Origin of the sequence: Legionella maceachernii (assembly GCF_900167045.1) — a bacterium.
GTDB classification, from domain to species: Bacteria; Pseudomonadota; Gammaproteobacteria; order Legionellales; family Legionellaceae; genus Tatlockia; species Tatlockia maceachernii.
Genome location: NZ_FUXJ01000009.1, coordinates 67,518 through 91,470, shown reverse-complemented (window position 1 = coordinate 91,470; position 23,953 = coordinate 67,518). Strand labels below are relative to the sequence as shown.

Genomic DNA, 23,953 nt, shown 5'->3' with positions numbered 1-23,953 from the left:
TGAATTCTTACTACTTAGAGAAAAAATATGAGTCTAACCAAGCAATTGCTTTCTTTCGCTCGAAATGGTGATTTTGCCCATCCTGGAGAAGTTGAAGCCATTCAACTTGCCATGACGTCGATCGAGAAAAACAAATCGCAACGAATTCTTGATGTGGGATGCGGTTTAGGAGGAACAGCTCACTACTTACAACAGCGCGGCTGGGGACAGATTACCGGCATTGATCTCGATAGCGAGCTTATTCAATATGCACAGCAGAATTACCCAGAAATTTCTTTTATTGATGGCAATATTTTACAAGCAGAATTTCTGTTATCACAAACATTCAATGTCATTTACTGCTTTAGTTCATTTTTTTGTTTCACTTCACAACAAGAAGCGCTCTACCAATTCTCACGCTTAGCAGAAAGAGGATGTACCTTGGTGATTTTTGATTATTCACGTCCTAATAAATCACCCATTGATAGCCCATTTTCTTGGTCGAAAACCGCCTCACAGTTTAACCCAATTTATTTACCCGAATTAAAAGAACAATTGGCAGGAACAGGATGGAAATTTAAGACCAGCTTAGACGTGACCACTCAATTTGAGCATTGGTACATCCAATTATTGCATCATTTTGATGTAAAACGAGACGCGCTTGTCGAACGATTCGGTGGCGCTTTATTTCAGCTCATGTATAACGGCTACCAACAGCTACTCACCGACATTAGAAAACAAAAAATAGGTGGAATTATTGTTTATGCTACTTACTAGCCTCTTTGAGCAATGTCTGCATGTCTAAAATCATCATCCAGTGAGGAATGGGGTCCATTGCAGGAAAGAACCGCTCAATCTTTTTAAAGCCTGCCTTCTCATAAACATGCACAGCACGCGCATTTTCTTCGGCCGGATCAATGATAATTTTATCGGCGAAAGAAAATTGATCCAAAAGAAAAGCTCGAATCATTTTAGCCGCCAAGCCTTTGCCAAGAAATGCTTCCTCACCAATGAGCAAATCTAAACTTATTGTTTCTTTTCCTTCTTCGTACCATTTATCGTAATCATCTTGCGCATCATACGGTCCATCGATTCGTGATGTCATCAAAAAAGCAAACGGTTGATTCTGAAAAAACGCAATCCAGTGTTCGAAACTGTACCTGCCATTATGATTTTTGCCGCTCACGAACAAGCGTAGATTATTCAGCGTATTAGCTAGCCCTTCATCATAGAAATAGGGTTTGACATGATCTTTTTTCAACCAGTCGCACACCAGATTGTAATCATTTTTATCCACTTTACGAAATGAAAAGCCAACATTGAGACTAGGCATACAACTGAATCCTGAAATTTTTAGGTCAGACGAATTTATACCTTATCTTTATTACACGCAACGATAATATGAGACTTGGACTTGATCGCTCTCTTAGTCACTCGATTCGATTGTTACACCAATATGGATACTAATCTCATCCCCTCGATATAACTCAAAATCAGAAATAAAATTACGTTTACATTCTGAGTACGATTCAAAATAGGACCAAATCCTTAACCAAGTTTCTATAACGGACTTTGGCATTACCCCCTTCCCACTAAAAACTAAATAATTCCCCGAATGAATTTTGACCGTAGAAAACTCAGGCAAAACTTTTTCAGTAAGCCCTCCCACGGTGACATTATAATAGCCTGTAGCATCCGATTCATAATCCGTGTATACACCGAAAATCTCAGAATTCTTCATGAAAAAAGGTAAATGATTTGCTTTCAGTGAAAACGCTTCCCAAAGCTTAGGTAACTTAGCGGTATTCGGATCGAATTCTTCGCTATTTTTCGTTCTTACACTCAAGCCCGAAATCAAAAAACCATCAAGAGAGACTAATTTGGGTTCTTGAAATGCCATGTTAATACTCCTCAGTAATCCACACTGAGGCTATATTAAGCGGAGTATGTGACAGATTCTGTCAGCACTGTGGTCGCGGTATCAAGGTCGGGGTGGACATGTACCTGGAGAGGTTTGGTGATTATTTTTTCTATAACTTTCAATAAGTTCGATAAACTCATTTAGATACTTATTGTTTACGGCATTACTTATTGTTTTCAACGTATTTATTAGGGACGTATAGCTTTGCATTGCTTCTTTAATCTGTTTTTTTTCTTCGGGCTTAAAACTACAGTCAGAAACCCTCTTATTATCATGATACAGATAAAGTTTGGAGTAGAAAGGGGCATCATCCTCAATGAATTTTAAAAGCGTCGTATCATTAATGGGAATAACTCTCTCAAATTTACTATACACGCTTCATTCCTTAGAAATATTGTGCTTTTATCTATTATAGTGATTATATTGTCACCATTCAATCAAATGCGGGGCTGCTGATCATTATTTCATCTTAATGCCTATAATTAATACAATTCCAATAAAATAAGGAATTGTATGCCCATTGTTATAGTTGGCTCAGGACCTGTGGGATTATACACCGCCATTTATCTGGCCCGCAAAGGGTTTCCCGTACAAGTCATTGACAAATATGCCGACCATTTTTCCAGACCCGGTGTAGTTGCAGTAGAAGCTGGACAACTCATTACTCGGCAACTGGCTCATCTCGGCATCAAAGTAGAAATCCCCTTTGCAGATTCTTTTCCTGAAACCTACTACATCAGCGACATCCAGAAAGTGCTGCGTGAAGAAGCGGAGAAATTAGAGGTAAAATTTACTTCCGCCCATTTTAAGGGTATTCAAGGTGATTCGGTTGAAGTTGAAGGAGATATAAGCCCGATAAAATGTGATTTACTGATTGATTGCTCGGGTGAAAGCAGAGCCGTAGTTAACTATGTCAATTCAACAACGTCAAAAGAAATTTTTAAAGTTTCCCCGATTGCCGACAATCCTGTAAAAACTAATTTCATTGCCTTCATTACTATGAATCAAGAAGATGCCGAGTTACTTTCTGGGTATAGAGGCACCCACTCTGCCATCAATGAAGTAAAACGCTTTGAGGAATTACGAGCACAAGGATGGACACAAAATGATATGCCTCATTGGGATATGAGACGCTGGAGCTTTTCTGGCGGTAAGCCATCTCGCTTTTGTTGCTATTTTGAAATGCCTGACGAACTAGCGCGCGCTCCTGAGTCTAAGCAAAGAGAATGGTTATCCACAATGCTTGAATTAAAAGCAGGGAAGAAAATTGATTTTGAAATAGAGCCAGGATCTTTAAAGTTCTGTCCTTTCATTGTCGATCCCCATCAAGTAGAAAATCCAATTTGTCAATCAAGCCCATTCCCTTTCCCGATTGCGGTGTGCGGTGATGCAATGATGAGTGCAGAATATCGCAAAGGAACAGGGATAGCGAATGGCATTGTCTGTGCTAATGGGCTAGCCAATGCTACGCAATTTACAGGACATGCTTATCAAATTAATGAGACCATTTTTTATAAAACTTTAACAGAATATCGCAGCACAGAAATGTGTATTGGGGAACATATAAAAGAGGTCAGGGATCTTTATCGTGCTAGAAGAAATAATTTGTTGGATCACAGAATACAAAAAACCAAATTAGAAACTTACTTGGAAGCTCATGCAATGTCGCCTGAGGATGAAAGCATTAAAAAAGGATTGTTGGAGCAAATCAGTGGATTTAAAAAATTAGCTGACACTGCCTACCTATCAAAAGATTTTGAGAAAGCACGCCTTATTTATCTGGACGCGCTCAAAGCCTGTAGTTCTCTTAAGGAAAAACCCAGTTCTGAACTCTTGGAACTGGCCAAACTTCGCAATTTAGAAACCAGAATTTATTCTAATCTTGAAAGAACTTGTCGTTATCAAAATAAATTGCCAGAGGCTCAAGAACATCTCGCTGACAGTATGGCCGCTTGTCAACAAGCGTTAGAATTACTAGAAGAACCTCAAAATGAAGAAATGCAAAAATTAAAAGAAGGGCTGATTGCTTTGCACAAAAGTCTAGACGAAAGAAGGGAGCAATACACAAAAGCATCGACACCCTCTTTTGGCACGGGTCTATAATCCAGCAATTCAACGTAATTAGGTCTATTGTTGCTAGGGCCTGTACAGAACCCTAGCTATTAAAAAATTACCTTCTAGATCTCCGAACTACTTAAAATCCGCTTTTGTTTGATCTGTTTTTTCATTTTCCTAGCCTGAACTAGAGCCTTTTGCAAAATATCACAGAGCGCATTAATCTCTGAATCCCCGCCGCTACAGGTAATGCGCATAAATCCCGCTTGTGGAGCTGCGCCGAAATAAGACAAAGGGGCAATGCTCAGACCTTTGAACAACAGGTAATAGGCGATATCTTCATCCGTTTCCATAGGTCCTGATTTGCCTAACACATAGGCAGCTTCGGCAGAAAGCTCCAGGCCTAATAAGGCACTGAGATCGGCTAAGACATAAAATGTACCCTCCACTTGATAAAGCGGATCAGGCATTGCAGCGCCCATCGCTTTAAGCCGGTTTTGAGCAAGCTTTACCTGCGGGGCATAAAACGCAGCTAAATCCTTTCGGTCATTTTCATTGAAGGAGTTGAGCGCGGAGGCAAAGATATATTGTTCAATCCGTGGGGCATGGCCATAGATAGAAACATTTTTCACCACTAGCTTGCTCATCAATGCTGCATCCGGCGTGATTAACACAGCCATTCGTTGGCCAGCTGCAGATAAACCTTTTGTGGCTGAGCGTAGTAAAATGGTGCGGGGGTAAAGCTCAGGCGCAACCGTTAACAGAGACTGGTGGGCTTGCCCATCAAGCCGCATTTCAGCATAAGCTTCATCGAGCAGGATGGGTACTTTGGGGTAGTGTTGTAAGACAGCGGCGATGGCCTGCCATTCTTCAGGGCTTACTAGGGTGCCTAAAGGATTATTGGGATCACAAAATAAGAAAGCCGCAATGGGATGATTGTTGCGTGCTAAGCTCTTGGCTAAGGCCTTGGCAGTTAAACGATAGCCTGGTTCATCCATTACCGGAATTGGGTGTAACTGCAGGGATTTATTCGTTGTTGCATACAAACTGTAATGCGGAAAAGGAGTAATTACTTTAGCGTCAGGCGCTTGCTCATGCAGGACGTGAAGAGCAATATGGATGGCAGCAGCACCGCCTACAGTAAAAAGCAGATGCTGTGGTTCCACTTCAATACGTTGCTTGTACCAACGATTCAGTGCTTTTGCCATCAACTCACGTGCCTCAGCATCACCCTGGGGGTCACCGTAATCAATGGCACTAGCCATCTGCACAATTAAATCACGCGTGAGAGCCGAGTCAGGGTTGCTACGAAAACAGTGATGCGCCTTTTGGACAGCCAACTGCAACTGCGACCAATGCTGTGCAGCAAGAGATGCAGCATGCCCGTTCAAGGCGAAGGTGGGTTTGCCCATGTTTGAAGTAATGACCAACCGCTCTTGTTTGCGCAAATGTCTTGACCACATCGCCAACAAAGTAATTTTATCCAAATCCCCCGCGGGTTGACCTTCTGGAGTCAATATCATGATACCTCCCTCAAAGCTAGCCGTAATGTAAAACAAGATCCTTTCCCCACCTCGCTTTCAACCTCAATGCGGGCCTTCATCTCAGCCATATAACGTTTAATCATATAAAGACCAAGTCCTGCACCTGAGTAACATCCCTGGTACGCGGGTGTTAAGCGTGAAAATTGCTCAAAGATAGCGTCGAATTGATCAGCTGGAATGCCAATACCACTGTCTTGTACTTTGATTTTTATGGGGATACCGTTATCGCTTGCTCTTTGCTCTTCGTCTTTTTCGATAATGATTTTGACATAGCCTTGTCGCGTAAATTTTATGGCATTGCTCAGTAAATTTAGCAAGCTGCGATCAAGATGGTGGCGTAAGCCACGCACGTAGGAAGGGATTCGCTGGTCAATGTGGCAGGTTAAGCTTAACTTTTTCTGTTGCGCGATCGGTCCAAGCAACTTGAGATGTTGCTTAATTAAGCGATGCAAATGGAAGGACTCTTCTTTAGCTACGGTTTGCCCCGACTCAACACGAATGGCTTCCAGAATTTCATTAAAGAGGTTTAACAACGCATTGGCTGCGCAAAAAAGATGGCGTCCGTCTTTTTTTACTTTTTTAGCCAGTGGTTGCTGTCCTCGCTTTTCTGCTTCTTTCGCGGCATCAATTAATTCCTGGGTTAGACCTAAGATGCCTGCTAGCGGAGTACGTACATCATGGCTCATATTGGCAATGAATTCTGATTTAGCCTGATTGGCAATCTCGGCTTTTTCTTTGGCAAGCCGTAATTGTTCTTCATAGTATTTTTCCTGGGTAATATCTATCGCCACTCCCGTCACCCCATGGCAACACCCATTTTTATCAAAAATAGGAAAACCCCTGTCGACTATCCAGCGGATTTCGCCATTCGGCCGGATAATGCGATATGTTTCTGAAAAACGCGCTTGCTGGCCACGTGCAGCAATACGCTCTGCCATATCATGGATAGGATGGTAACTGTAATCATTGTCTGGGTGCAGGTAAGTTACCCATTTTTCTGGGTCATTATAGAGCTCTTCCCTTGCCCGCCCCCAGATGGTTTCATATGCCGGGCTTAGGTACTCAATCCGTTTCAAATCAGGCGTGCTCAGCCAGTAGACGCTGTTAGAGTTTTCTGCCAGTTTTGCTAAAAAATGACTTAGATTGTCAAATGTCAGTTGGCCTCGCTTGTTCATTGGCTATCCCTGAGTAGTTTATCCAAGATTATGCGGCTGACTGGTTTGACCAAGACCTCGTTAGCACCTGCTGCTAAACAGGCATGCTTCAACGTCTCATCCATATGGGCGCTTATCACAATGATTGCAGTAGACTGGTTTAAGTTTTTCTCTCCTCTTATCCATTGAGTTAGTGTCCTGCCATCGCCATCTGCTAGTCCTAAATCCATCAAAATAAGCCGATAGTGCTTTTGCAGTAAAAATTTTAAAGCCGCTTTTGCTCCTGTGGCATGGTCCACAGCAAACCCTGCTTTTAAACAGTGGTTTCGTAAAACCTTTGCCGCTATCGCATTGTCCTCTACGATTAAGATGCGTAACTTAGCCGTCATATGCTTTTTCCTTTGCATGAATTGAAACTAAGTGCTTACGCTCACCTTGTGAGTATAAAAAAGAAATTCACCGAAGGGGGCGAAGCACAACCGATTAAAGTTGATTTGGGAGCACTTTTCAGTGCTCCCGCTTCAACCCCCTATTCGAATAATCGCGCAACGTTGCTTTTTGCTGCTAACAAAGAACGCAACTCAAACACCTTCGGCAACCGCCAAATCTCATGGCTAATCGAGGGATTAGAACCAAAAGTGGGTGAATTGAATGTTTTTTGTTTGGGTTTAGCAGCTATAACAACATTTTGCTCTTTGCGCATAAGCGCAAGATGTATTACTCTAAGATTAGCCATGAGTAACTCCAGTGCTGTGGGGTTATTGGTGGTTAGACTTCTTCGGTGCGCTAACACCTTAGAAAGTCCGTGCGGGGATTTTCCCCGCATGTTTATATTAGCCTTGTGATTTTTAAAAAGCAACGTACAGTCCACAGTAAGGTAGCCTGTTTGTTCGCAATGGGATTGGATGTCTCCAATGTTGAAAGTCCTGTTTGCAAAACAAACAGGCGCTTACTGCATTCTAAAACGGAAAAACTATCGAGGCTGACTAATTTGGACTTTTGAAATGTCATGTTAATACTCCTAGTAGTACATAATCCGAGGTTATTTTAAGAGAGGGATGTGACAGATTTTGTCAGCATTGAAATGATTGAGTATGAAAATATCCGTCATTGCTGTAGCAGCATTATTACTACTGCTAAAGATGCAATAAAATTCCAATTGACAGGGTGTTATTTTAGAAAATGACTAATGAGAGGGAAAAGAAGTACATTTAAGAGACCGACTAAAATCATTGCTAAGCTAGCGATAGCCCCTTCTGTCGATCCTATTTTTTGAGCTTGAGCAGTCCCCGCTGCATGCGCCCCGATCCCTAAAAGAGTCCCTCTTGCAAGCGCTGAATTAAAAGACAAACGCGTGAGTATGAATTCACCGATCACAGCACCTAATATTCCCGTAATAATCACAAAAATGGCCGTTAAATCAGGCGTGCCACCAATTCCGCGTGAGACTTCGATCGCAAAGGGTGTACTGATTGAGCGGGGTAACAAGCTTAAGAGTAAATTTTCATCGAAACCTAGAAGAATTGCTAACCCCCAACTGGTTAATATCGCCGTTACACTTCCGACAATGACACCAATCAGAAGCACTGGCCAATGCTTGCGAATGAGTGCGCGTTGCTCATAAATGGGAATTGCGAAAGCAACGGTCGCCGGCCCAAGCAAAAGCGCTAACCATTTAGTGCTACGAAAATAATCGAAGTAACTGACATGCAGTAAAAGAATAATGCTACCCACCAAAATAGGCGTGAGCGCAATGGGCATTAGCCACCAAAATGCCCATCGGCGGTAAAGTCGTTTGACAATAAAGTACAAGCTTATCGTGATGACTGACCAAAAAAATGCTTTCCCACTGAATGCAGCTAAAAAATCACTGAGCATCACCCATTCTCCAGTGATAACAATAATCAACAACAACCGCCGTCACTAACATTACCGATACCGTACTGAGCAAAATTACAAAGAGAATCTTAAGTCCAAGCAAACTTAAAAACTCCTGATGCTTTAATATTCCAAGCACAGAGGGAATAAAAAAAAGCAACATGTCTTTAAGAAGTAATTCAGTACCCTGCTTAATGCTGTCAAGCTTTAAACGCTTTGTAATTAAAAGAATGAATACCACCCCAAGGCCAAGGATTCCCCCCGAGATCGGTAGTCGGACAACGTTGGCCACTTGCTCGCAAATAAGCCACATTAAGCAAACTAATCCGACCTGAAACAGTGAATTTTGTTGAATTTTTAGTACCATGTTGGAGCCGTATATTGATCATTTTTATCTCATTAAAGTTTACACTTTTCTTTATTATGAATAAAATGAATTTATAGACTCAAAATCATTCCAATAGCGAATTATTATGGAATTTAAATCACTCCGTGTTTTTATTGAAGTGGTGCGCCAAGGTAGTTTTTCCAAAGCGGCAGAGGTCCTCTTTACTACCCAATCCACAGTGAGCAAAGCCATAAAGCAGCTTGAAGATGAATTGGCTACCCCTCTCATTGCACGATTTAAGAGGCATAATGTCCCGACCAAAGCGGGCGAAATTGTTTATCGTAGAGGCTTAAAACTGGTTGCGGATCGCGATGATCTTCTGAAAGAGCTTGATGAGATCCGAGGGTTGAAACAAGGGCGATTACGGTTAGGTATTTCTCCTGTGGGGAGTAGCACTCTCTTTGCTCCTCTCTTTGCTCGCTATAATCAGCGTTATCCCGGCATCGAAGTAGAACTCATTGAACACGGGAGTGATAAGCTTGCACAATGCCTGCGAGAAGGAGAAATCGATTTTGCTGGAACATTGTTACCCATTTCTGAAGAATTTGAATTTCAATTAATGCGTTCTGAACCCCTAGTCGCACTGTTGATATCAAGCCATCCTTTAACCACGCGAAGTTCGATTTCCTTACCAGAGCTTAAAGAGATTCCATTTATTCTGTTTGGTAGTGGTTTTGCTTTACATCGAATTATACTGGATGCATGCCACCGGGCCGATTTCGAGCCCAAGGTCGTTGCGCAAAGTAGTCAGATTGATTTTATGTTAGAACTTGTTTCAGCAGGTCTGGGTGTTACTTTCTTGCCGCGAATGATAGCTACTCAAAGGCCTAGTCCCCAAATCCACTCTCTTTTACTTAACGAACCTGAGCTTCAATGGGACATGGCCATGACTTGGCGCAGAAATTCCTACCTTTCAGAAGCGGCAAAGGCCTGGTTAGCCCTTGTACGCGAAGTGCACGTCAATACGCTTTGAACTTAGGTAATAATAAAAATAATTAACTAATTCGAATAATACAATGCCTAGCACTCCGTATTGCCCATAATAAGCAACCCATTGAATGAGAGGATTAACGTACACTTGATGCGTTATTAGAGAAAGATTAAACGTGTAATACATTCCCAAAGTAAACACCCGTGCCCATTGAGACACATCGTATACCAGTATACCCTCAGTAAATCCAGCTCTTCTAAACCGATAAATGCCTTTTATTACGCTTATTCCTTCGACTAAAAGAAGGAAACCAGTAGCTAGAAACCATGTCACTATAATTAATTGATCAGAAATTACCTTAGTGGTGGCCGCTGCTAATCCTGAAATGGATAAGGCGCCATGAAGGATGCTATTTGTGCTGTGCCATCCTAAAATAATACGGCTCAATCGGCTATAAAGGAGGTACCTTACAATAATAAACAGCCCAGTAAAATAAAGGGAGTAACCCAAAACAATAACTGCTTGATAGGCCAAACGCGGAATGGTGGTAGCAAACATGAAATAAGTTAACAATACAATGGATTGTGTGCTTACGGTGGCTAATAACATAATTCCAATGTGGACTTTGCGTTGCCTAGTGACAATAAGCCAAAGATTGCAAACAGAAAGAGCAAGGTAGGGTAACCAAATGATAAATGCTAAAAAAGCGCATAACCAAGCGATGAAGCGGTAACAGGTAAAGTCTCGGAAAAACAGCAAAGCGAGTATTGATGATCCCGCCACCCAAGTTCCTATTCCAAATTGACCTGCCGTATGATTTATTAAGCATTTGAACCCACCATGTAAAGACTGATTAAGATAGTTCTTCACCAGGAACAACCAAACAATCAGCAATTCTAAGGTGACCAATTGAGTGAAACCACGGCTTACGAGAGGCAGCTTTAGTAAAGCATCAAATGAAAATATCCCTATAGCCATAACAATACTGCCATCAGCGGTGGATGGACGTGGCTCTTTTTTATAAAAATAACGAACTAAACCGGATAAGCAAAGTAGTATAAAAAAACACAAGGCAGTATTAAGGCATTCCTTCTTCATTCTTTTTCCTTATGTAGCCTACTGAGTAAGCCTGAGTCGAGAGAACTCACTCCTAATGAGTATAATTTTACTCTGCAGGGAAAACCAATAGTCATTCAACCTGAATTGCAAGCTTACGGCCCCGATGGCACAACAAGCTCATCGTGAGTTTATCATTAAACTGATTGTGGAGGCGCAGGCATTGGCCTTTGGGTGATCAAACAGACGAGTGAGGGTGTCGATAAGGACATGGAAAAACCATGCCGTTCTTACTAAACCATCGATTGCAAGAGGGGTATAGTTGATAGATCTCGTGAGAGATATATCGCATAATTATAATAAGGGGTAAAATTCATTCGCTCGCCCTACACTAAATGAAACGTTATGAGTAATATACCGAATACGATTGACCATTTAATGAATAAAGCAACCTTATTTCTTAATGAAACAAAATCTATTTTAAGTAATCTTCGTCAAGTTTCGACTGACGAAGGCGAGTTTTCAACTGAGGACAAAATCCTTACTATTCAACTCCTATTACAATATCGTTTAAGCGGCGAAGATGCCTTAAATTTTTTATTAACGCTCGATCATAATGTGCTTTATTTTCTTGGCATCCACCCCCAGCATTCTGCCAAAACAAATCGAGATCGATTAGCTTATGCGGTAGGAAATGAAGATTTAAAACAAATCTTAAATGTGCTCGCGATACTCACTGGCTCCCTCTCTAAAATTATCGCTCGTTATAAAAACAGTCATGCCTCATTTGCACTAAAAAACAAAGCACCAAGGCAGCACCTTATGGTTAGGGAAACTTCAAAACTGCTTAGCAAACAAAACCAATTTTTAGAGGTGCTCCATCAACTTAATCAAGAAGTGGAGCAAATTCTAGAACAACCAGCTGCGGGCCCCATTTTTGATCATATTGCTGCACTCAGAGGCCCAATTTCACATTTTCACCAAGCCATTATTCATGGTCTTGGACAGGCAGAGGAACTCTATCATCAAGTAAACAAAACGCCTTTGATGGATTATGAACTGCATTCCTTACTCAAAAAAACAGAAGAAGTGCTTCACTTAATGCCCAGCCTCTATCACCCCTCCAATGTTCCCCTTAAACAGTTTGATCACAAGACGTCAGAACAATTAGAGCAACGCGCTGCAGCAAAACGATTACAACCTTTTTGGGGATAAATTTAAAATGAGTCCTAAAACAACATTTGAACAATACTTCTTGAATCATGTTTACTTGAATAAACCACAATATGCTGTAAAATTTTGTCTTTTAATTTTCAACTGAGCATCGCCCCTATGCCATTTAAACAAATTCATCTCCACCAGTGGACAAATGAGAATAGTGCTTCAACGAGTTATGGCGTGGAGATAGATAACCAGTTCTATGATTTATTTTTTCCGACAAACCAAGAAGATCCGATAAATCGAGGCGCGTATTTCATTGATTCTTTGGGTATAAAACAAAGGGTATTTATTGTCGATGAACGGGGAGAAGGCGCTTTTCTTTTTAAAGATACTCAATTTCCTACTCACTTGATGCTTTATAATATTGAAACGGATAAGGTAAAGCTCGGTACTTGCACAGCAGAAATTTCCAATGGCAATGTTAGTTTAGGTAATGGATGTAATTTTAACGTTTTTTGTCTCCCAGCAGACGATAAGCGAATGCTAGAGGTTAGCTATGGCAAAACAAGATGCCAGTTAATTGAGAAAGAAGCTAATAGCGAGCTGGCAAGCCATTCTACGCAAATAAGTCATTCTCAGCGATTAATGCCAGCAGCCTCGGTGATGAGGTCAGAAATAGACAAATTCGCTGAGAATATTAACATGATGGTTTTAGGTGGTTTTATAGCGGTAGTAGGCATTGCAGCAGTAGCCGTAGCCTTCACAGTCCTTAATGCAGCAACTTTGGGTACTGTAATAGTGGCTGGACTCGGTATAGCAGCAGTTCTCTCCGGAATAGGATTATTTGCAGTGGGCGCCTATAAAAATAGCCAAACAAACACTGAAGATCAGTGTACGGATTCGTTGGGCCATCAATATCAATAAAGTCCCACTACTAGTCTCTTGCTCAATTTTTATTGTTTTTTTCAGTTCACTCGCGTAATTTTCTTATGCTTATTAGCAATTATGATAGGGTCTGTTGGCATTTCATAATCCGCACCTACTCTGCCAAGCTCATTCATCGCTTTTTGCAGAGACCCCTTACAGTGGGGGCTAAACTACACAATCTAAAACTTCATTACCTAAGCGCATAAAAAACTATAATGCCAAATTGAATTAATACAGAAAGGTCGAATTTTATTGAATAAAAGATTGATAGCTACAGAGAGTGGAACAATTCATTGTCGGCTCTTTTATAGTGATTTTTTTGTAATATTTCGAGATTTTCAATAAGTTCTCCTAGCAATAATTTTATATCGGCGTTTATTTTAGGTATTCTTTTATGCTCTTCAGAGAGAAAACCTGTTTTCTCACAAGTATGAATGAATGCAAAAAGCTCATTAAAATACCCTGCAACATTTAAGAAACCAATCGGCTTATTAAATAGGCCAATTTTAATAGCATTCCAAGTTTCACAAGCTTCTTCTAAAGTCCCTAATCCCCCTGGCATGACGACGAACATATCCGATTTTTGTTGTAAAATTTGTTTTCTCTCTTGCATGGAATTAACTACATATAACTCGTCTAGCGTATCAAGTGGCTGTTCTTTTTCTATAAGTTGATGAGTAGTTATGCCGATTACTTTTCCGCCATATGCTTTTACACTATTAGCCAAAAGCCCCATTAAACCAAGACTTGACCCGCCATACACTAAAACTAGGCCAAGGTTAGTGATTTCTTTAGCTAGAGTAATGACTGATTCTCTAAAAGAATTATCATTTCCGTAATGAGCTCCTAAGTAGACACCAATTGATTTCATTAGTTAGACCTGAAGATTAAATTTGCAAATTATAGAATAAACTCGCATTGTCCCGAAGCCAATTTAGGATTCCAAAATAGTGAGAGCGAATCCCATTGCCACGACATAAAAAATTTACTCAATGCTTTATTTTAACCACCAAAACCGAAGAGTATTACACACAATAGCGCTTAAAAATGAGAAATCGCATAAGCCGTCATAGAATCAACCTGCCCTGTAACCACACCAACTGTTGTAAAATATCGTCCATAAAAGCTCAAAGTCTTTTTTCTATGGGTGTCTTGCATTGAATCGGGCAAAGTTTCGACTATTTCCAGGGGTTTTTGTACTGATTGGCGCACACAGGCTTTGTAAAGCTGGATTGCAGCATAGTAAATACTCTCAAGAATACTAAAAAATGCCACTCCGAAGTTTAAGGATGTCACCTCTTGCCAAAAATAAGTTGACTTATGGATTTGATTTTTATTATATACAATCCCGCAATGATCTAACGCATCTTCAATTCTCGTCGATGGCTGTAAACCTTTTGCTTTAACACGATGCAATTCATCAAGGGCAGCGTCTTTATATTGTGCATCTTGCGAATACTTACTGTTTAGAAAAACCTCATGCCCTATTTCAAAATAACGCTCCTGGTCGATAACAAATTTATCAGTATCGTCTTGTGCTTTTGTGAATACGGGTAATCCTGCTGTCAGCGCAAAATCGGAACGTTTGCATTTAACCGCACAAATAATATTTTGCACCGCAACATTTTTCACAAATGCTTCGTGGCCTCTTAACACATAGCCAGCCATTGCAGGGTTCACAGAGTGATTCATAATTTCTCTAAGTTCTTGAACCTGGTAAGCTTCCATGTCAAATACCTCAATCGGCTGTGACGCATCGATATCTTGAGGTAATTCAGCATCAGGTAGTGCCATGACATAAACATAAATTTCTGAGTCATAATCGGTATGATATTGGTCGCATACTGGAAAAAGAGGAGTTGACTCAAGCTTTTTAGCTAAACAAACAACGTTATCCATTTGTGCATCAGTCGCGGTTGTTTTTAGCAGAGCGGGATAACCCGTTTGGCGGATACCGTGCTGCCACCAACTCGTTCCTAATAGACCTAAAAAATTGTTTTTTGGTTGAAATCCATCGCAGAAAATAGTTTTGGGGCTACGAGTATCTGCTCTGTAGTACAAACGCATGCTAATAATCCTTAATGTAATGAAGTAAGGTTTTAGTTAAATCAAATGAAATCCCGATAAGGTCCATTAAATTATTTTTTTGGGAGAGGGAAATTATAAGATTTAGAATATCGGTAAACCGCCTGATTATATCCCAGCTTATGATTAGAGCGAAATCCTTTACCTTTAAGCTGTTAAATGATACACACTGATCACAATAATTACAATCGCACTCAAGGATATTGTTCTCAACTTTCGCTATAATTGGAAACCTCCTACTTATGATGTTAGTGCTCTTATCGAAAACGCTATTAAAGATGAATCAACAAATAAAACCACATATTATTGGAATTAGCGGAAACACTGGCGCCGGGAAAACAACGTTAAGTACCGCGCTTGCTACTGATTTAAAAAGCCCAGTTATTGCCTGGGATGATTTTGATGCTATTTCCAATGGCCCTGAAGATTATGTTGACTGGTACAAAAGAGGAGAAAATTATGCTGAATGGGACTACCCTAAATTAGCTGATATTCTTAGAGACCTTAAAGCAGGAAAAACCGTAATTCATCCTATACATCATGATGCGATTAAACCCACACAGTTTATTATCTTTGATGCACCGTTGGGGCGTATTCATCAACAAACGGGCCTCTACATCGATACCTGGTTTCATATTCATGTACCGTTAGACGTCTCTTTATGCCGCTGGCTGCTTAGGGATTATAAACAGGCCAATAAAACGAAAACCGATCTTTTAAATGAATTGCAGTTATACCTCACAGAATCAAGGCCATTGTTTAATGATGCTAAATTTAGGCTCGAGGCTGATTTCATTCTTAATGGTATGGATTCAACAAAACAGCTCGTTGAGGTTGTAAAAGCATATTTCAATAATTAGAGCACGAATCATTCATTCGTAGTACACATTAAATTAGAGGACAATTGATTCATTATATGTCTAATAAAGACATGGATCACTTTTTAATATTGCAGCAAAGCAGGTTTCGTGAATTATTAATAGCGTTCTAACCAATGAGAAATTTCGCTTAGACTTTCTTCAATTACTTTTAAAATTTGTTGGTAAAGCTCTTCTAATAAATTACGCTGTCCTGTTTTCCAATAACGCTCAAGGTATTGGCAAGCCATTTTTATACGAACGGTTCCCACATACACCGCACCTCCTTTGATTTTATGGGCGAGTTGTTGTGTTTTATCCCAATCCTGAGCTGCATGTGCTTTTTTCATTGCAGCTAAATCGTCAGGAAGAGATTCATTCACCATAAAAGTCAACATGTCAGCCAGTGCAGTCTTACTTCCTGTTGTTTTAATACCCTCTTTAATATCCAAAAGAGGAAAGGGTGAAAGATTAAATAACTCGTCAGTCTGTTGCGGTAAATCAGAAAAATAGTTTAGTGACTCTTGGGTTTTATGGGGATGTTTACCTGGAATAAAGGCATCCACAATGTCAGTGCAGCTTTTTACTGTCAGGGGTTTAGTGAGCACAGCGTTCATTCCAGCATCAATACAACGTTTTTTGTTTTCATCTCCCGCATGAGCAGTTAAGGCTATAATGGGGGTATGTGATTTTTTTGCCAGCTCTTGCACACGAATGAGATGAGTCACTTGATATCCGTCGATATCCGGCAAACCGATATCCATAAAAATTAAATCGTATGCTCCTGCTTTCCACATTTCGACAGCTTTATTGCCGCTTTCCGCGATATCCGCTTGGCAATTTAATTGAGCTAAAATGGATTTCGCCACCGTCTGCGCAATGGGATTATCTTCAACAACCAGAACACGATATTGTGTTTGATTTGACGCTTTCTGGCTTGGCTTTATCTCTTGAGCATACGTGGTTTCATAAGGCTTATCGATGACTTTTTCCATCTCATCATCAACACCAAATTCATCATTCAGCAAGGACTGTTGAAGGGGTAAAAGACAGGTAAATCGGGTACCTTTGCCCACCTCACTTTCGACATAAATTTCCCCATTCAATTCGTCGACAAATTGTTTGATCACCGAAAGACCAAGACCTGCGCCTTTATAAATACCCTGATACGAAGGCGTAAGGCGTTTAAATTGCAAAAAGATTTCTTGCTGTTTATCTTTGGGGATACCAATGCCTGAGTCTTCCACAACCAGTTTAATAATAAGCTCACGATGATCTTGTTGCGCAAGTGTCGCTGTAAGCTTGACGTAACCTGTATCGGTAAAATTAAGCGCATTAGCGACCAACTCCAAGGCAATGCGATGAATGCGGATCTTATCACCTATCAAATATCGAGGAATTTGCGAGTCATAGTTAAAAGTCATTTTCAGTTTTTTCTGCGCCGCCTTGGCTCTATTAAGCTCGATGATTTGTTGTAATGTTTTCTGCAAATTAAATTTTTTCTTGAGCCTAGGAATTTCTCCCGAACTTACGCGAATGGCTTCTAAGACTTCATCCAATAGATCGAGTAAGGCATGACTTGAGGCCACTAAATTCTCAGCATATTCTTTAACTTGCGGATTATCTGACTCCATTTCAAGGATGTCTGCAAAACCGACTATGCCTGTCAAAGGAGTACGGATGTCATGGCGCATGTTTTCAAGAAATTCAGTTTTTGCTTGATTTGCTGCTTCGGCTGCCATTTTAGCTTGCCGTAAATTTTCTTCCATTTCTTTTCGGTCAGTGATGTTCACTGAAATACCCAGCATACCGATAAGGTTTCCATCCGGGTCACATAAGGGTACTTTTTTCGACAAATATATTTCTTTTCTTCCATTAGGATGATACATCGGCTCCTCTAAACTCAAAGAAACACCTTGACTCATAACTTCTTGATCTGCTTTTTTATAGTATGAGGCTGAGATTTCGTCATAAAGGTCAGCATAGGTTTTGCCAACAATCTCGTGCCTTGACTTTAGATTTAATAATCTAGCCATACTATTACTGCAACCAAGATAGACACAGTCCTTATTCATCCAATAAACACTAACAGGTATCTCTGCAATAATATTTTCCATGTAGTGATAGATATTTTTTACATGCTCTAATGCATTCTTGTTTTTATCAATCAATTGGCCAGTTAACATTTGAGTTAGACTTGCAATGGCCTCATGCAGTGATTCATCTTTACCTTGGTTACCTGATTTAGCGCCATGATCAGCAGAGCCTACCAAAATGTATTGGATTCCATTTTTGGACTTTTTTAAAAGGATAGGATGAAAAAGAATTTGTTGAGCGTTGGCTGTAGCGGATAATTTGACGAAAAGAGGTATTCCTAACTGCTTTGAATTGAAATCAGGACAGAAAAATGAAATGGGCTTATGAAGAGTCTCGTGTTTATTAATTTTAAAGATTTTTTCGGCTGAGAAATTCAGATCCACAATCAAAGCATCTTGATCTAATAAAAATACAGGTTGATGCAGTAAGTTAATAAATCGCTTCAGCACTTCTTCGAAACGAGTAGTCATTTTACGCCCCACGGCTTTCTGTGGGATCAAATAATAATGTAAGATCCTTGGTTTGAGGAGCGAGAAAGAAAGGGTGTGAGTAATTACACATTTTTTCAGTTAAGCTTTTATTTAGTTTCTGAGCCAATACTCTGACATTCGGTTCATAAAACATTGTTTCATGATCTCCAGGAACTAAGTGTAGTTCAATGGGTTGCATAGTGAAATTATCCCACCAATTGAAGTGCGCGTCATAGTTAAATATCGCAGTAAGTACCTTTGCCTTAAATAAAATGAATTTTCCCCTAATCGCTGATAGCTTATAATTCATCAGCATATTTTCTCTATGCCATTGAAGTTCAAGCAAAAAATGTGCTGAACTTAAGTTATTCTTAATGTATTTTTTTAAGATCCTTGAATTTTGCGCATTCATTATCTCACGAAAATAAGCTTCATTTTTTTGAAGTATAGGATAAGATGCCCAACCATCAAGAGAAACGATTGAAGAGATGGTTTCTCCTTTTTCTTCTAACTGTTTTGCCATTTCAATAGCAACCGTACTACCAAACGATGCACCCCCAAGCACATAGGGACCTTTAGGTTGAATGGCTTGAATCGCTTGGATATAGGTATTTGCCATTTCCTCCAGAGTCTCAAAAATGAATTCTTTCCTATCTAATCCAGGATCCTGAATCGCGTATAAAGGAATCTCGTCATACAAATATTTCCCAATACGTTTGTACCAGAATACGCTACCACCAATGGGATGAACGAGGAACAGGGGCGGGTTTTTTCCTGTTTTTTTTATCGGAACAATAACACTATCCTTTAAATATTTTAGCGGCTCAGGACTAGCTTCCCCCGCATTATGGATTTCTTTCGCTAGACTCCTTATTGTGGGGCAGTCGAATATTTTTCTAATGCTGAGCGTAACCGAAAGTTGATCTTTCACCATTGTCATTATTCGCATTGCAGAGAGAGAGTTTCCTCCAAGCTCAAAGAAATCGTCCTCAACTCCAAGATCCCTTATTTTTAAAACAATACACCAAATTCTTTTTAAGGATTTCTCAATATCCGTACTTGGTTCAACCTGTTCGCTTCCGAGATTCAATTGTCTTAAAGGTGTAGGTAAATTTTTTCGATCTAGTTTGCCGCTCGGTGTGACAAGTAGCTTATCGACTATGAAATATCGGCTTGGAACCATATAATCAGGAAGTTGTTGTTTTAACATGTCACGAAGTTCAGTGGAAGAAAGGTCGGTATTCTTTTTAAGGACAATATAGGCAGTTAAAAAATGAGAACCATTAGCGTGAAGCTCGGGTTTGACGATGCATTGATGAACATGGGAAATTTTTTCCAAAGTGGATTCAATTTCACTTAATTCTATTCGAAATCCTCTAATTTTAACTTGGCAATCCATTCGGCCATGATATTCAATATGGCCATTCGATTGCCATTTAACGAGATCACCTGTTTTATACAGTCTATCTCCTGGTATAGTGCTAAATGGATTAGGTATAAATTTCTCCGCGGTATAGTCTGGATTGTTTAAATAACCACGGGCTAATCCATCACCGCCAATGTAAAGTTCTCCTATTACACCTGCAGGAACCAGCTGTTTTTCCTCGTCTAATACATACAACTGTGTATTCATAATGGGTTTACCGATACGGCTGACCTGACTTTTTGCATCGTTTAAAGTGCAAGTAGCAGAAATCGCATCAATGGTAGTTTCCGTTGGCCCGTACAGATTATGAAGACTTGTTTTTGATGGATGATGGTCAAAAAACGCATGAATAGTTTCTGCTAAGAGAGTTTCACCCCCACAAAAAAGATGTGTTAATGAGGTGCATTTGGCAAAATCTGTGGTAGAAATTAATTCTTTTAACATCGATGGAACAAGTTGCAGCACACTCACTTTGTTTTCCTGTATTAATTGAGTTAATTTAATAGGACACGCATGAGCATCAGGAGAAGCAATAATTAATTGAGCACCGACAAAAAGAGGCATAAAAAATTCCCAAACAGATGCATCAAACGAAAAGGGGGTTTTCTGTAAAAAGATATCATTCTTATCGAAATTATATTCTTTTTGCATCCAAACCATATGGTTACAAGCCGCACCGTGAGAAATAGCAACTCCTTTGGGTTTTCCTGTTGTTCCAGAAGTATAAATAACATAGGCTAAATCGATGGAGGCATTGAGAATAGTAAGGTTTTCCGTCGGAAACTGATTAAAATCCAAAGAATTAATTGTAATTATCTTGCCTTGGAACTCATTGAGTTTATGCTTGTTCGATTCTTGATCGAAAACCAAATAATGAGCGCCACTGTCTTTAAGCATGTAATTGATTCGTTCTTTAGGATAGTAAGGATCAAGAGGGAGGTAAGCAGCCCCCGATTTCAGGGTGCCTAAAATACAAACAAGTAATTCAATGCTGCGATTAAGCGAAAGACCTATCAAGTGATTGGGTTTTATCCCAAGATTTCTTAAGTAATTTGCAAATTGATTAGCTCGATGATTGAGTTGTTGGTAGCTTATTGATTGACCTTCAAAAACCGCAGCAATATTGTTGGGTTGTAAAACAGCTTGATCTTCAAAATATTGATGGAGAAACTTCGTTTTATCATACTTCCGGTAAGTATTATTCCAAGCTACAAGTAATTTATGTCGTTCCTTTTTCCCCAATATTGAAAGCTCATAGAGCTTTTTGGCGGGATTAAAGAGGATGTCGCTCAATAGAGTCAAGATATGGTCATAGATATTTCTTAAAAATCCATAAGACTGAGGGAATGAGTTGGAATTCGTAGTATTATGAACATAAAACCAAGAGCCGTCGTTTGAAATATAAATATTTAGTTTCTTATTGTGTTTTAAGGGGATTTCTTCCTTTCTATCCACGAAAGTGAAACTAATGTCAATCGTATCCACTTGATTTTTCAATTCTGGATAGCGAATAAAAATGTCTTTAGCGTAAGTCCCTTGTTTCGCCAATCGCACGTATTCATCTGACACAAGGGATAATGCTTCGACGAATAATAATTGCCTGTTAAAATGTGTTGTCAACGGGACATAGTCCGAAAATAAATTTTTAAATTCAAAAAGCTGACTTCTCGTTTCTTTGCGACTGAAGTCAACCGATAAATTTTTGTAGTTATTTAAACGATATAAATAAATTAAAATGGCGGTTGATAGAATGTTTTTTAATGAATAGCAATCAAAATTATTCTGGATTTTTCGCAGAAAATGATTCGGAATTATCTTTACTTTAGGAGATAATATTTTTTTATTTTTTTCCAAATGAATTAAATTTGACAAAAATGAGACTTTTTCTTTGGAGCATTTTAAAAATTCTTTAACCCAAAATTGCTCAATCTTAGGGTTTCTTGCTAGATCAAAATGAACTAATTTTTCGGCAAACTTAATTTCTAGGCGCTCAAGAGATAAAGTTGTATTAAGTTCTAATGCTCGAATTAAGTCCTTAATTGGATATATTTTTCCCTTTAAATCCGTTAATTCAAGTATGGCTATATCAAATGTTGCAGTAGCGATTTGTAAAAATTGATCTGAAATAGCAACAAGTTGTCCGGGTGGAGCAGCAGATGATGTGGTTAATGTTTTATGAGCATTTAAGTGAAAAATTTGGTCTCGAAGTATGATTTTGGGAATAACTAATTCATTACGATAATTTCCAAAAGTGAATGCTCTGCAAAATCGATCAATATCGTCGGAGGGTTGATCCCAAGAAACAAAACCAAAATTAGCCGGTTTATCTCGTAAACCATAATAGGTACGTAGTGACAAATCCTGTTTTATAGGGGTTATCCAATTTGCAGAAAGTTCATCAATTAATTCTCTAAAAGAATCCACCGCTTCTTCATAACATTTGAGATTTAAACTAAGAGCTGTATCTTGCTCATTAATTGGGAAAAAACGCTGTTTTAAAATATCACCCGCATCAACCTCCTCATTCATCACATGCCAAGTAATTGCATGATGCGACTCACCATTAAGGATTGCCCAAGTAGTGGCATACAAGCCCGCGTATTTAGGTAAAGGAGAGTTGTGATAGTTAATTGCATAATAACGAGGTAGATTCATTACCTTTGGAGAAAGAATTTGACTGTTGACGATACTGAATAAAAAATCAAACTTTCTATTCACATAATGACGCTCAAACTCTTGAATAGTGCGGATATAAGGAATGTGATTTGTAGCACACCATTCTTTTATTTTTTCAGAACGCGATACAAGACCGAGTAACTCGTGATTACCGGCTAAGATTATGGTTGCACACTGCAATGTTATATTGTCATCACCAACAATAAAGCAACTCAATCGTTTCTTTTTCATCTACCAAAATCCGTTATCCATTTATTTAGTAAATCATATTATTTTAAGCATTTGTAAGAGAGTGTTCAAGTTAAAAACAATATGCTTCGCTAACATCTAAATTATGATGCAATAGATATGGGTGAACTCAAATCTTTTAGGAAACTAGGGCTGCAAGAAGGCTAAAAGAAATTGGCCATTAGTTGAAGAGGCCCTGAGCCCTCTCTCCTTGGTTCCTGAATTAAATTTTTCCCCATTAATAAGTCCCAGTTATCAATTTGTTCTGAGCTATATGGAATGGTTGATTACTGTTAATTTGAACATGAGCGCGCATAAACACTGCTGCCATTGAGTGCACTTCATAACCTACCTGTTGCAATGAATTACACTGCTTTACTCGCCATTAAGATTTTGTTTAGCGACTCTCCACAGAACTGAAAGCACATGAATTATAACTTTGAGCTGTAATAAAATGTACAATTAATTGTTGGATTAGCTGGATAATGGAATTTTGAGTACCTTCCTAGATAAAATGGCGTTATTATGCGGGAAGAGTTAAATTCGTGTGCATATTATATCATCCTTTTATATTCAAGAATAATTGACGCACACCATTTTAAATTATGTGTAAAACTTATTTATCTCTACATTTATTTGTATGCGCCTTCCACTTTTCCAAGTAAATGCGCTTTTAATGTGTCAATATTTTCCATATCTGAGGTAATATAATATTTGCTTCCGTCTTTTAAAATTAAGTCTAATCCGGGAATATGCTTAGCAAATCCAGTAAAAAATTTTTCTGCGATAGAGGATTTTGAGCTTTCTACTGAAAGCACCTCAGAGGCAGTGAACTTGGCTTGTTTGTGGAACCCATTGGTTAAGATAAAAACATCTCCTTCTTTTTCTATCTTCTCAACGTATACATCACCTTTTAAAATCGCTAAAACACCACTTAAGCCATAATAAATTAAAAAAAATGAGAGTAGAGTAGGTATTGTTTTATTCATTAACCCAGTTTCTGTCATAGCGCTATCAATTGTGAAATAAGCCATAACAAAATTGATACAAGATGCAATACAACATAGCCACTTAGGTATACCTGGCCTTTGGCTTAAATAAGTATCATTCCAAATCATAT

Annotated in this window: 22 protein-coding genes; 6 read left to right on the top strand and 16 right to left on the bottom strand. The window is 39.2% G+C overall.

The genetic code is table 11. From position 1 onward, the window contains the following. The first annotated feature begins 27 nt into the window (after positions 1-27). A complete protein-coding gene (locus B5D33_RS09195) occupies positions 28-756 on the top strand; it encodes a class I SAM-dependent methyltransferase (RefSeq protein WP_058452077.1) in 729 nt (242 codons plus the stop codon). Here the strand turns inward: B5D33_RS09195 and B5D33_RS09190 are convergent. The 3 genes from B5D33_RS09190 to B5D33_RS09180 all read right to left on the bottom strand — a co-directional run bounded on the left by B5D33_RS09190 (position 746) and on the right by B5D33_RS09180 (position 2,275). Next, positions 746-1,312, bottom strand: coding sequence for a GNAT family N-acetyltransferase (locus B5D33_RS09190; RefSeq protein ID WP_078767398.1), 567 nt, complete (start codon positions 1,310-1,312; stop codon positions 746-748). The genes B5D33_RS09195 and B5D33_RS09190 overlap by 11 nt on opposite strands. Before the next feature lie 93 nt (positions 1,313-1,405). Next, positions 1,406-1,879 carry a GyrI-like domain-containing protein gene (locus B5D33_RS09185; protein WP_058452076.1) on the bottom strand — a complete coding sequence of 158 codons (474 nt, stop codon included), beginning with the start codon at positions 1,877-1,879 and terminating at the stop codon, positions 1,406-1,408. Positions 1,880-1,960: 81 nt separating this feature from the next. Further along, complete coding sequence (locus B5D33_RS09180; RefSeq protein ID WP_058452075.1) at positions 1,961-2,275, bottom strand: hypothetical protein; 315 nt, start codon at positions 2,273-2,275, stop codon at positions 1,961-1,963. Between the two features lie 138 nt (positions 2,276-2,413). Between B5D33_RS09180 and B5D33_RS09175 the strand changes: the two genes are divergently transcribed. Then, complete coding sequence (locus tag B5D33_RS09175; protein ID WP_058452074.1) at positions 2,414-4,003, top strand: FAD-dependent monooxygenase; 1,590 nt, start codon at positions 2,414-2,416, stop codon at positions 4,001-4,003. 74 nt (positions 4,004-4,077) lie between these two features. Here B5D33_RS09175 and B5D33_RS09170 read toward each other — a convergent pair whose 3' ends face one another. From B5D33_RS09170 to B5D33_RS09145, 7 genes are all read right to left on the bottom strand, one after another. Further along, a complete protein-coding gene (locus B5D33_RS09170; protein WP_058452073.1) occupies positions 4,078-5,478 on the bottom strand; it encodes a pyridoxal phosphate-dependent aminotransferase in 1,401 nt (466 codons plus the stop codon). Then, positions 5,475-6,674, bottom strand: a complete 1,200-nt coding sequence (locus B5D33_RS09165; protein WP_058452072.1) for a sensor histidine kinase — start codon at positions 6,672-6,674, stop codon at positions 5,475-5,477. The genes B5D33_RS09170 and B5D33_RS09165 overlap by 4 nt, the downstream gene beginning before the upstream one ends. Next, the gene (locus B5D33_RS09160; RefSeq protein ID WP_058452071.1) at positions 6,671-7,042 is read right to left on the bottom strand and encodes a response regulator; all 372 of its coding nucleotides are present in this window, start codon (positions 7,040-7,042) and stop codon (positions 6,671-6,673) included. The genes B5D33_RS09165 and B5D33_RS09160 overlap by 4 nt, the downstream gene beginning before the upstream one ends. Before the next feature lie 140 nt (positions 7,043-7,182). Beyond that, positions 7,183-7,479 carry a hypothetical protein gene (locus B5D33_RS16325; RefSeq protein ID WP_133140986.1) on the bottom strand — a complete coding sequence of 99 codons (297 nt, stop codon included), beginning with the start codon at positions 7,477-7,479 and terminating at the stop codon, positions 7,183-7,185. Between the two features lie 2 nt (positions 7,480-7,481). Then, a complete protein-coding gene (locus tag B5D33_RS16320; protein WP_133140987.1) occupies positions 7,482-7,664 on the bottom strand; it encodes a hypothetical protein in 183 nt (60 codons plus the stop codon). Positions 7,665-7,823: 159 nt separating this feature from the next. After that, entirely contained in the window at positions 7,824-8,531 is a 708-nt protein-coding gene (locus B5D33_RS09150; RefSeq protein ID WP_058452069.1) for an LrgB family protein, read from the bottom strand. Next, positions 8,521-8,898, bottom strand: coding sequence for a CidA/LrgA family protein (locus tag B5D33_RS09145; RefSeq protein ID WP_058452068.1), 378 nt, complete (start codon positions 8,896-8,898; stop codon positions 8,521-8,523). The genes B5D33_RS09150 and B5D33_RS09145 overlap by 11 nt, the downstream gene beginning before the upstream one ends. 106 nt (positions 8,899-9,004) lie before the next feature. Between B5D33_RS09145 and B5D33_RS09140 the strand changes: the two genes are divergently transcribed. Beyond that, positions 9,005-9,892 carry a LysR family transcriptional regulator gene (locus B5D33_RS09140; protein WP_058452067.1) on the top strand — a complete coding sequence of 296 codons (888 nt, stop codon included), beginning with the start codon at positions 9,005-9,007 and terminating at the stop codon, positions 9,890-9,892. Here the strand turns inward: B5D33_RS09140 and B5D33_RS09135 are convergent. Continuing rightward, a complete protein-coding gene (locus B5D33_RS09135) occupies positions 9,854-10,948 on the bottom strand; it encodes a TDT family transporter (protein WP_058452066.1) in 1,095 nt (364 codons plus the stop codon). The two genes, B5D33_RS09140 and B5D33_RS09135, sit on opposite strands and share 39 nt — an antisense overlap. 363 nt (positions 10,949-11,311) lie before the next feature. Here B5D33_RS09135 and B5D33_RS09130 point away from each other — a divergent pair, with 363 nt between their 5' ends. After that, on the top strand, positions 11,312-12,121 hold the full coding sequence (locus tag B5D33_RS09130) for a hypothetical protein (RefSeq protein ID WP_058452065.1): 810 nt from the start codon (positions 11,312-11,314) through the stop codon (positions 12,119-12,121). A gap of 117 nt (positions 12,122-12,238) precedes the next feature. Next, positions 12,239-12,991, top strand: coding sequence for a hypothetical protein (locus B5D33_RS09125; protein ID WP_058452064.1), 753 nt, complete (start codon positions 12,239-12,241; stop codon positions 12,989-12,991). Positions 12,992-13,265: 274 nt separating this feature from the next. Here B5D33_RS09125 and B5D33_RS09120 read toward each other — a convergent pair whose 3' ends face one another. Then, positions 13,266-13,865 (bottom strand): LOG family protein, encoded by a 600-nt coding sequence (locus B5D33_RS09120; protein WP_058452063.1) that lies wholly within the window; start codon positions 13,863-13,865, stop codon positions 13,266-13,268. A gap of 170 nt (positions 13,866-14,035) precedes the next feature. Then, positions 14,036-15,061: a hypothetical protein gene (locus B5D33_RS09115; RefSeq protein WP_058452062.1), complete on the bottom strand. Its 1,026-nt coding sequence runs from the start codon at positions 15,059-15,061 to the stop codon at positions 14,036-14,038. Positions 15,062-15,321: 260 nt separating this feature from the next. Here B5D33_RS09115 and B5D33_RS09110 point away from each other — a divergent pair, with 260 nt between their 5' ends. After that, a complete protein-coding gene (locus tag B5D33_RS09110; RefSeq protein ID WP_234802489.1) occupies positions 15,322-15,939 on the top strand; it encodes a nucleoside/nucleotide kinase family protein in 618 nt (205 codons plus the stop codon). A 116-nt stretch (positions 15,940-16,055) separates the two neighbouring features. Here the strand turns inward: B5D33_RS09110 and B5D33_RS09105 are convergent, their stop codons facing one another. From B5D33_RS09105 to B5D33_RS09095, 3 genes are all read right to left on the bottom strand, one after another. Further along, the gene (locus B5D33_RS09105; protein WP_065239995.1) at positions 16,056-18,503 is read right to left on the bottom strand and encodes a PAS domain-containing sensor histidine kinase; all 2,448 of its coding nucleotides are present in this window, start codon (positions 18,501-18,503) and stop codon (positions 16,056-16,058) included. Position 18,504: 1 nt separating this feature from the next. Further along, complete coding sequence (locus tag B5D33_RS09100; RefSeq protein ID WP_065239994.1) at positions 18,505-22,836, bottom strand: amino acid adenylation domain-containing protein; 4,332 nt, start codon at positions 22,834-22,836, stop codon at positions 18,505-18,507. A 629-nt stretch (positions 22,837-23,465) separates the two neighbouring features. Next, positions 23,466-23,951 (bottom strand): hypothetical protein, encoded by a 486-nt coding sequence (locus B5D33_RS09095; protein WP_058452061.1) that lies wholly within the window; start codon positions 23,949-23,951, stop codon positions 23,466-23,468. Positions 23,952-23,953 lie beyond the last annotated feature (2 nt).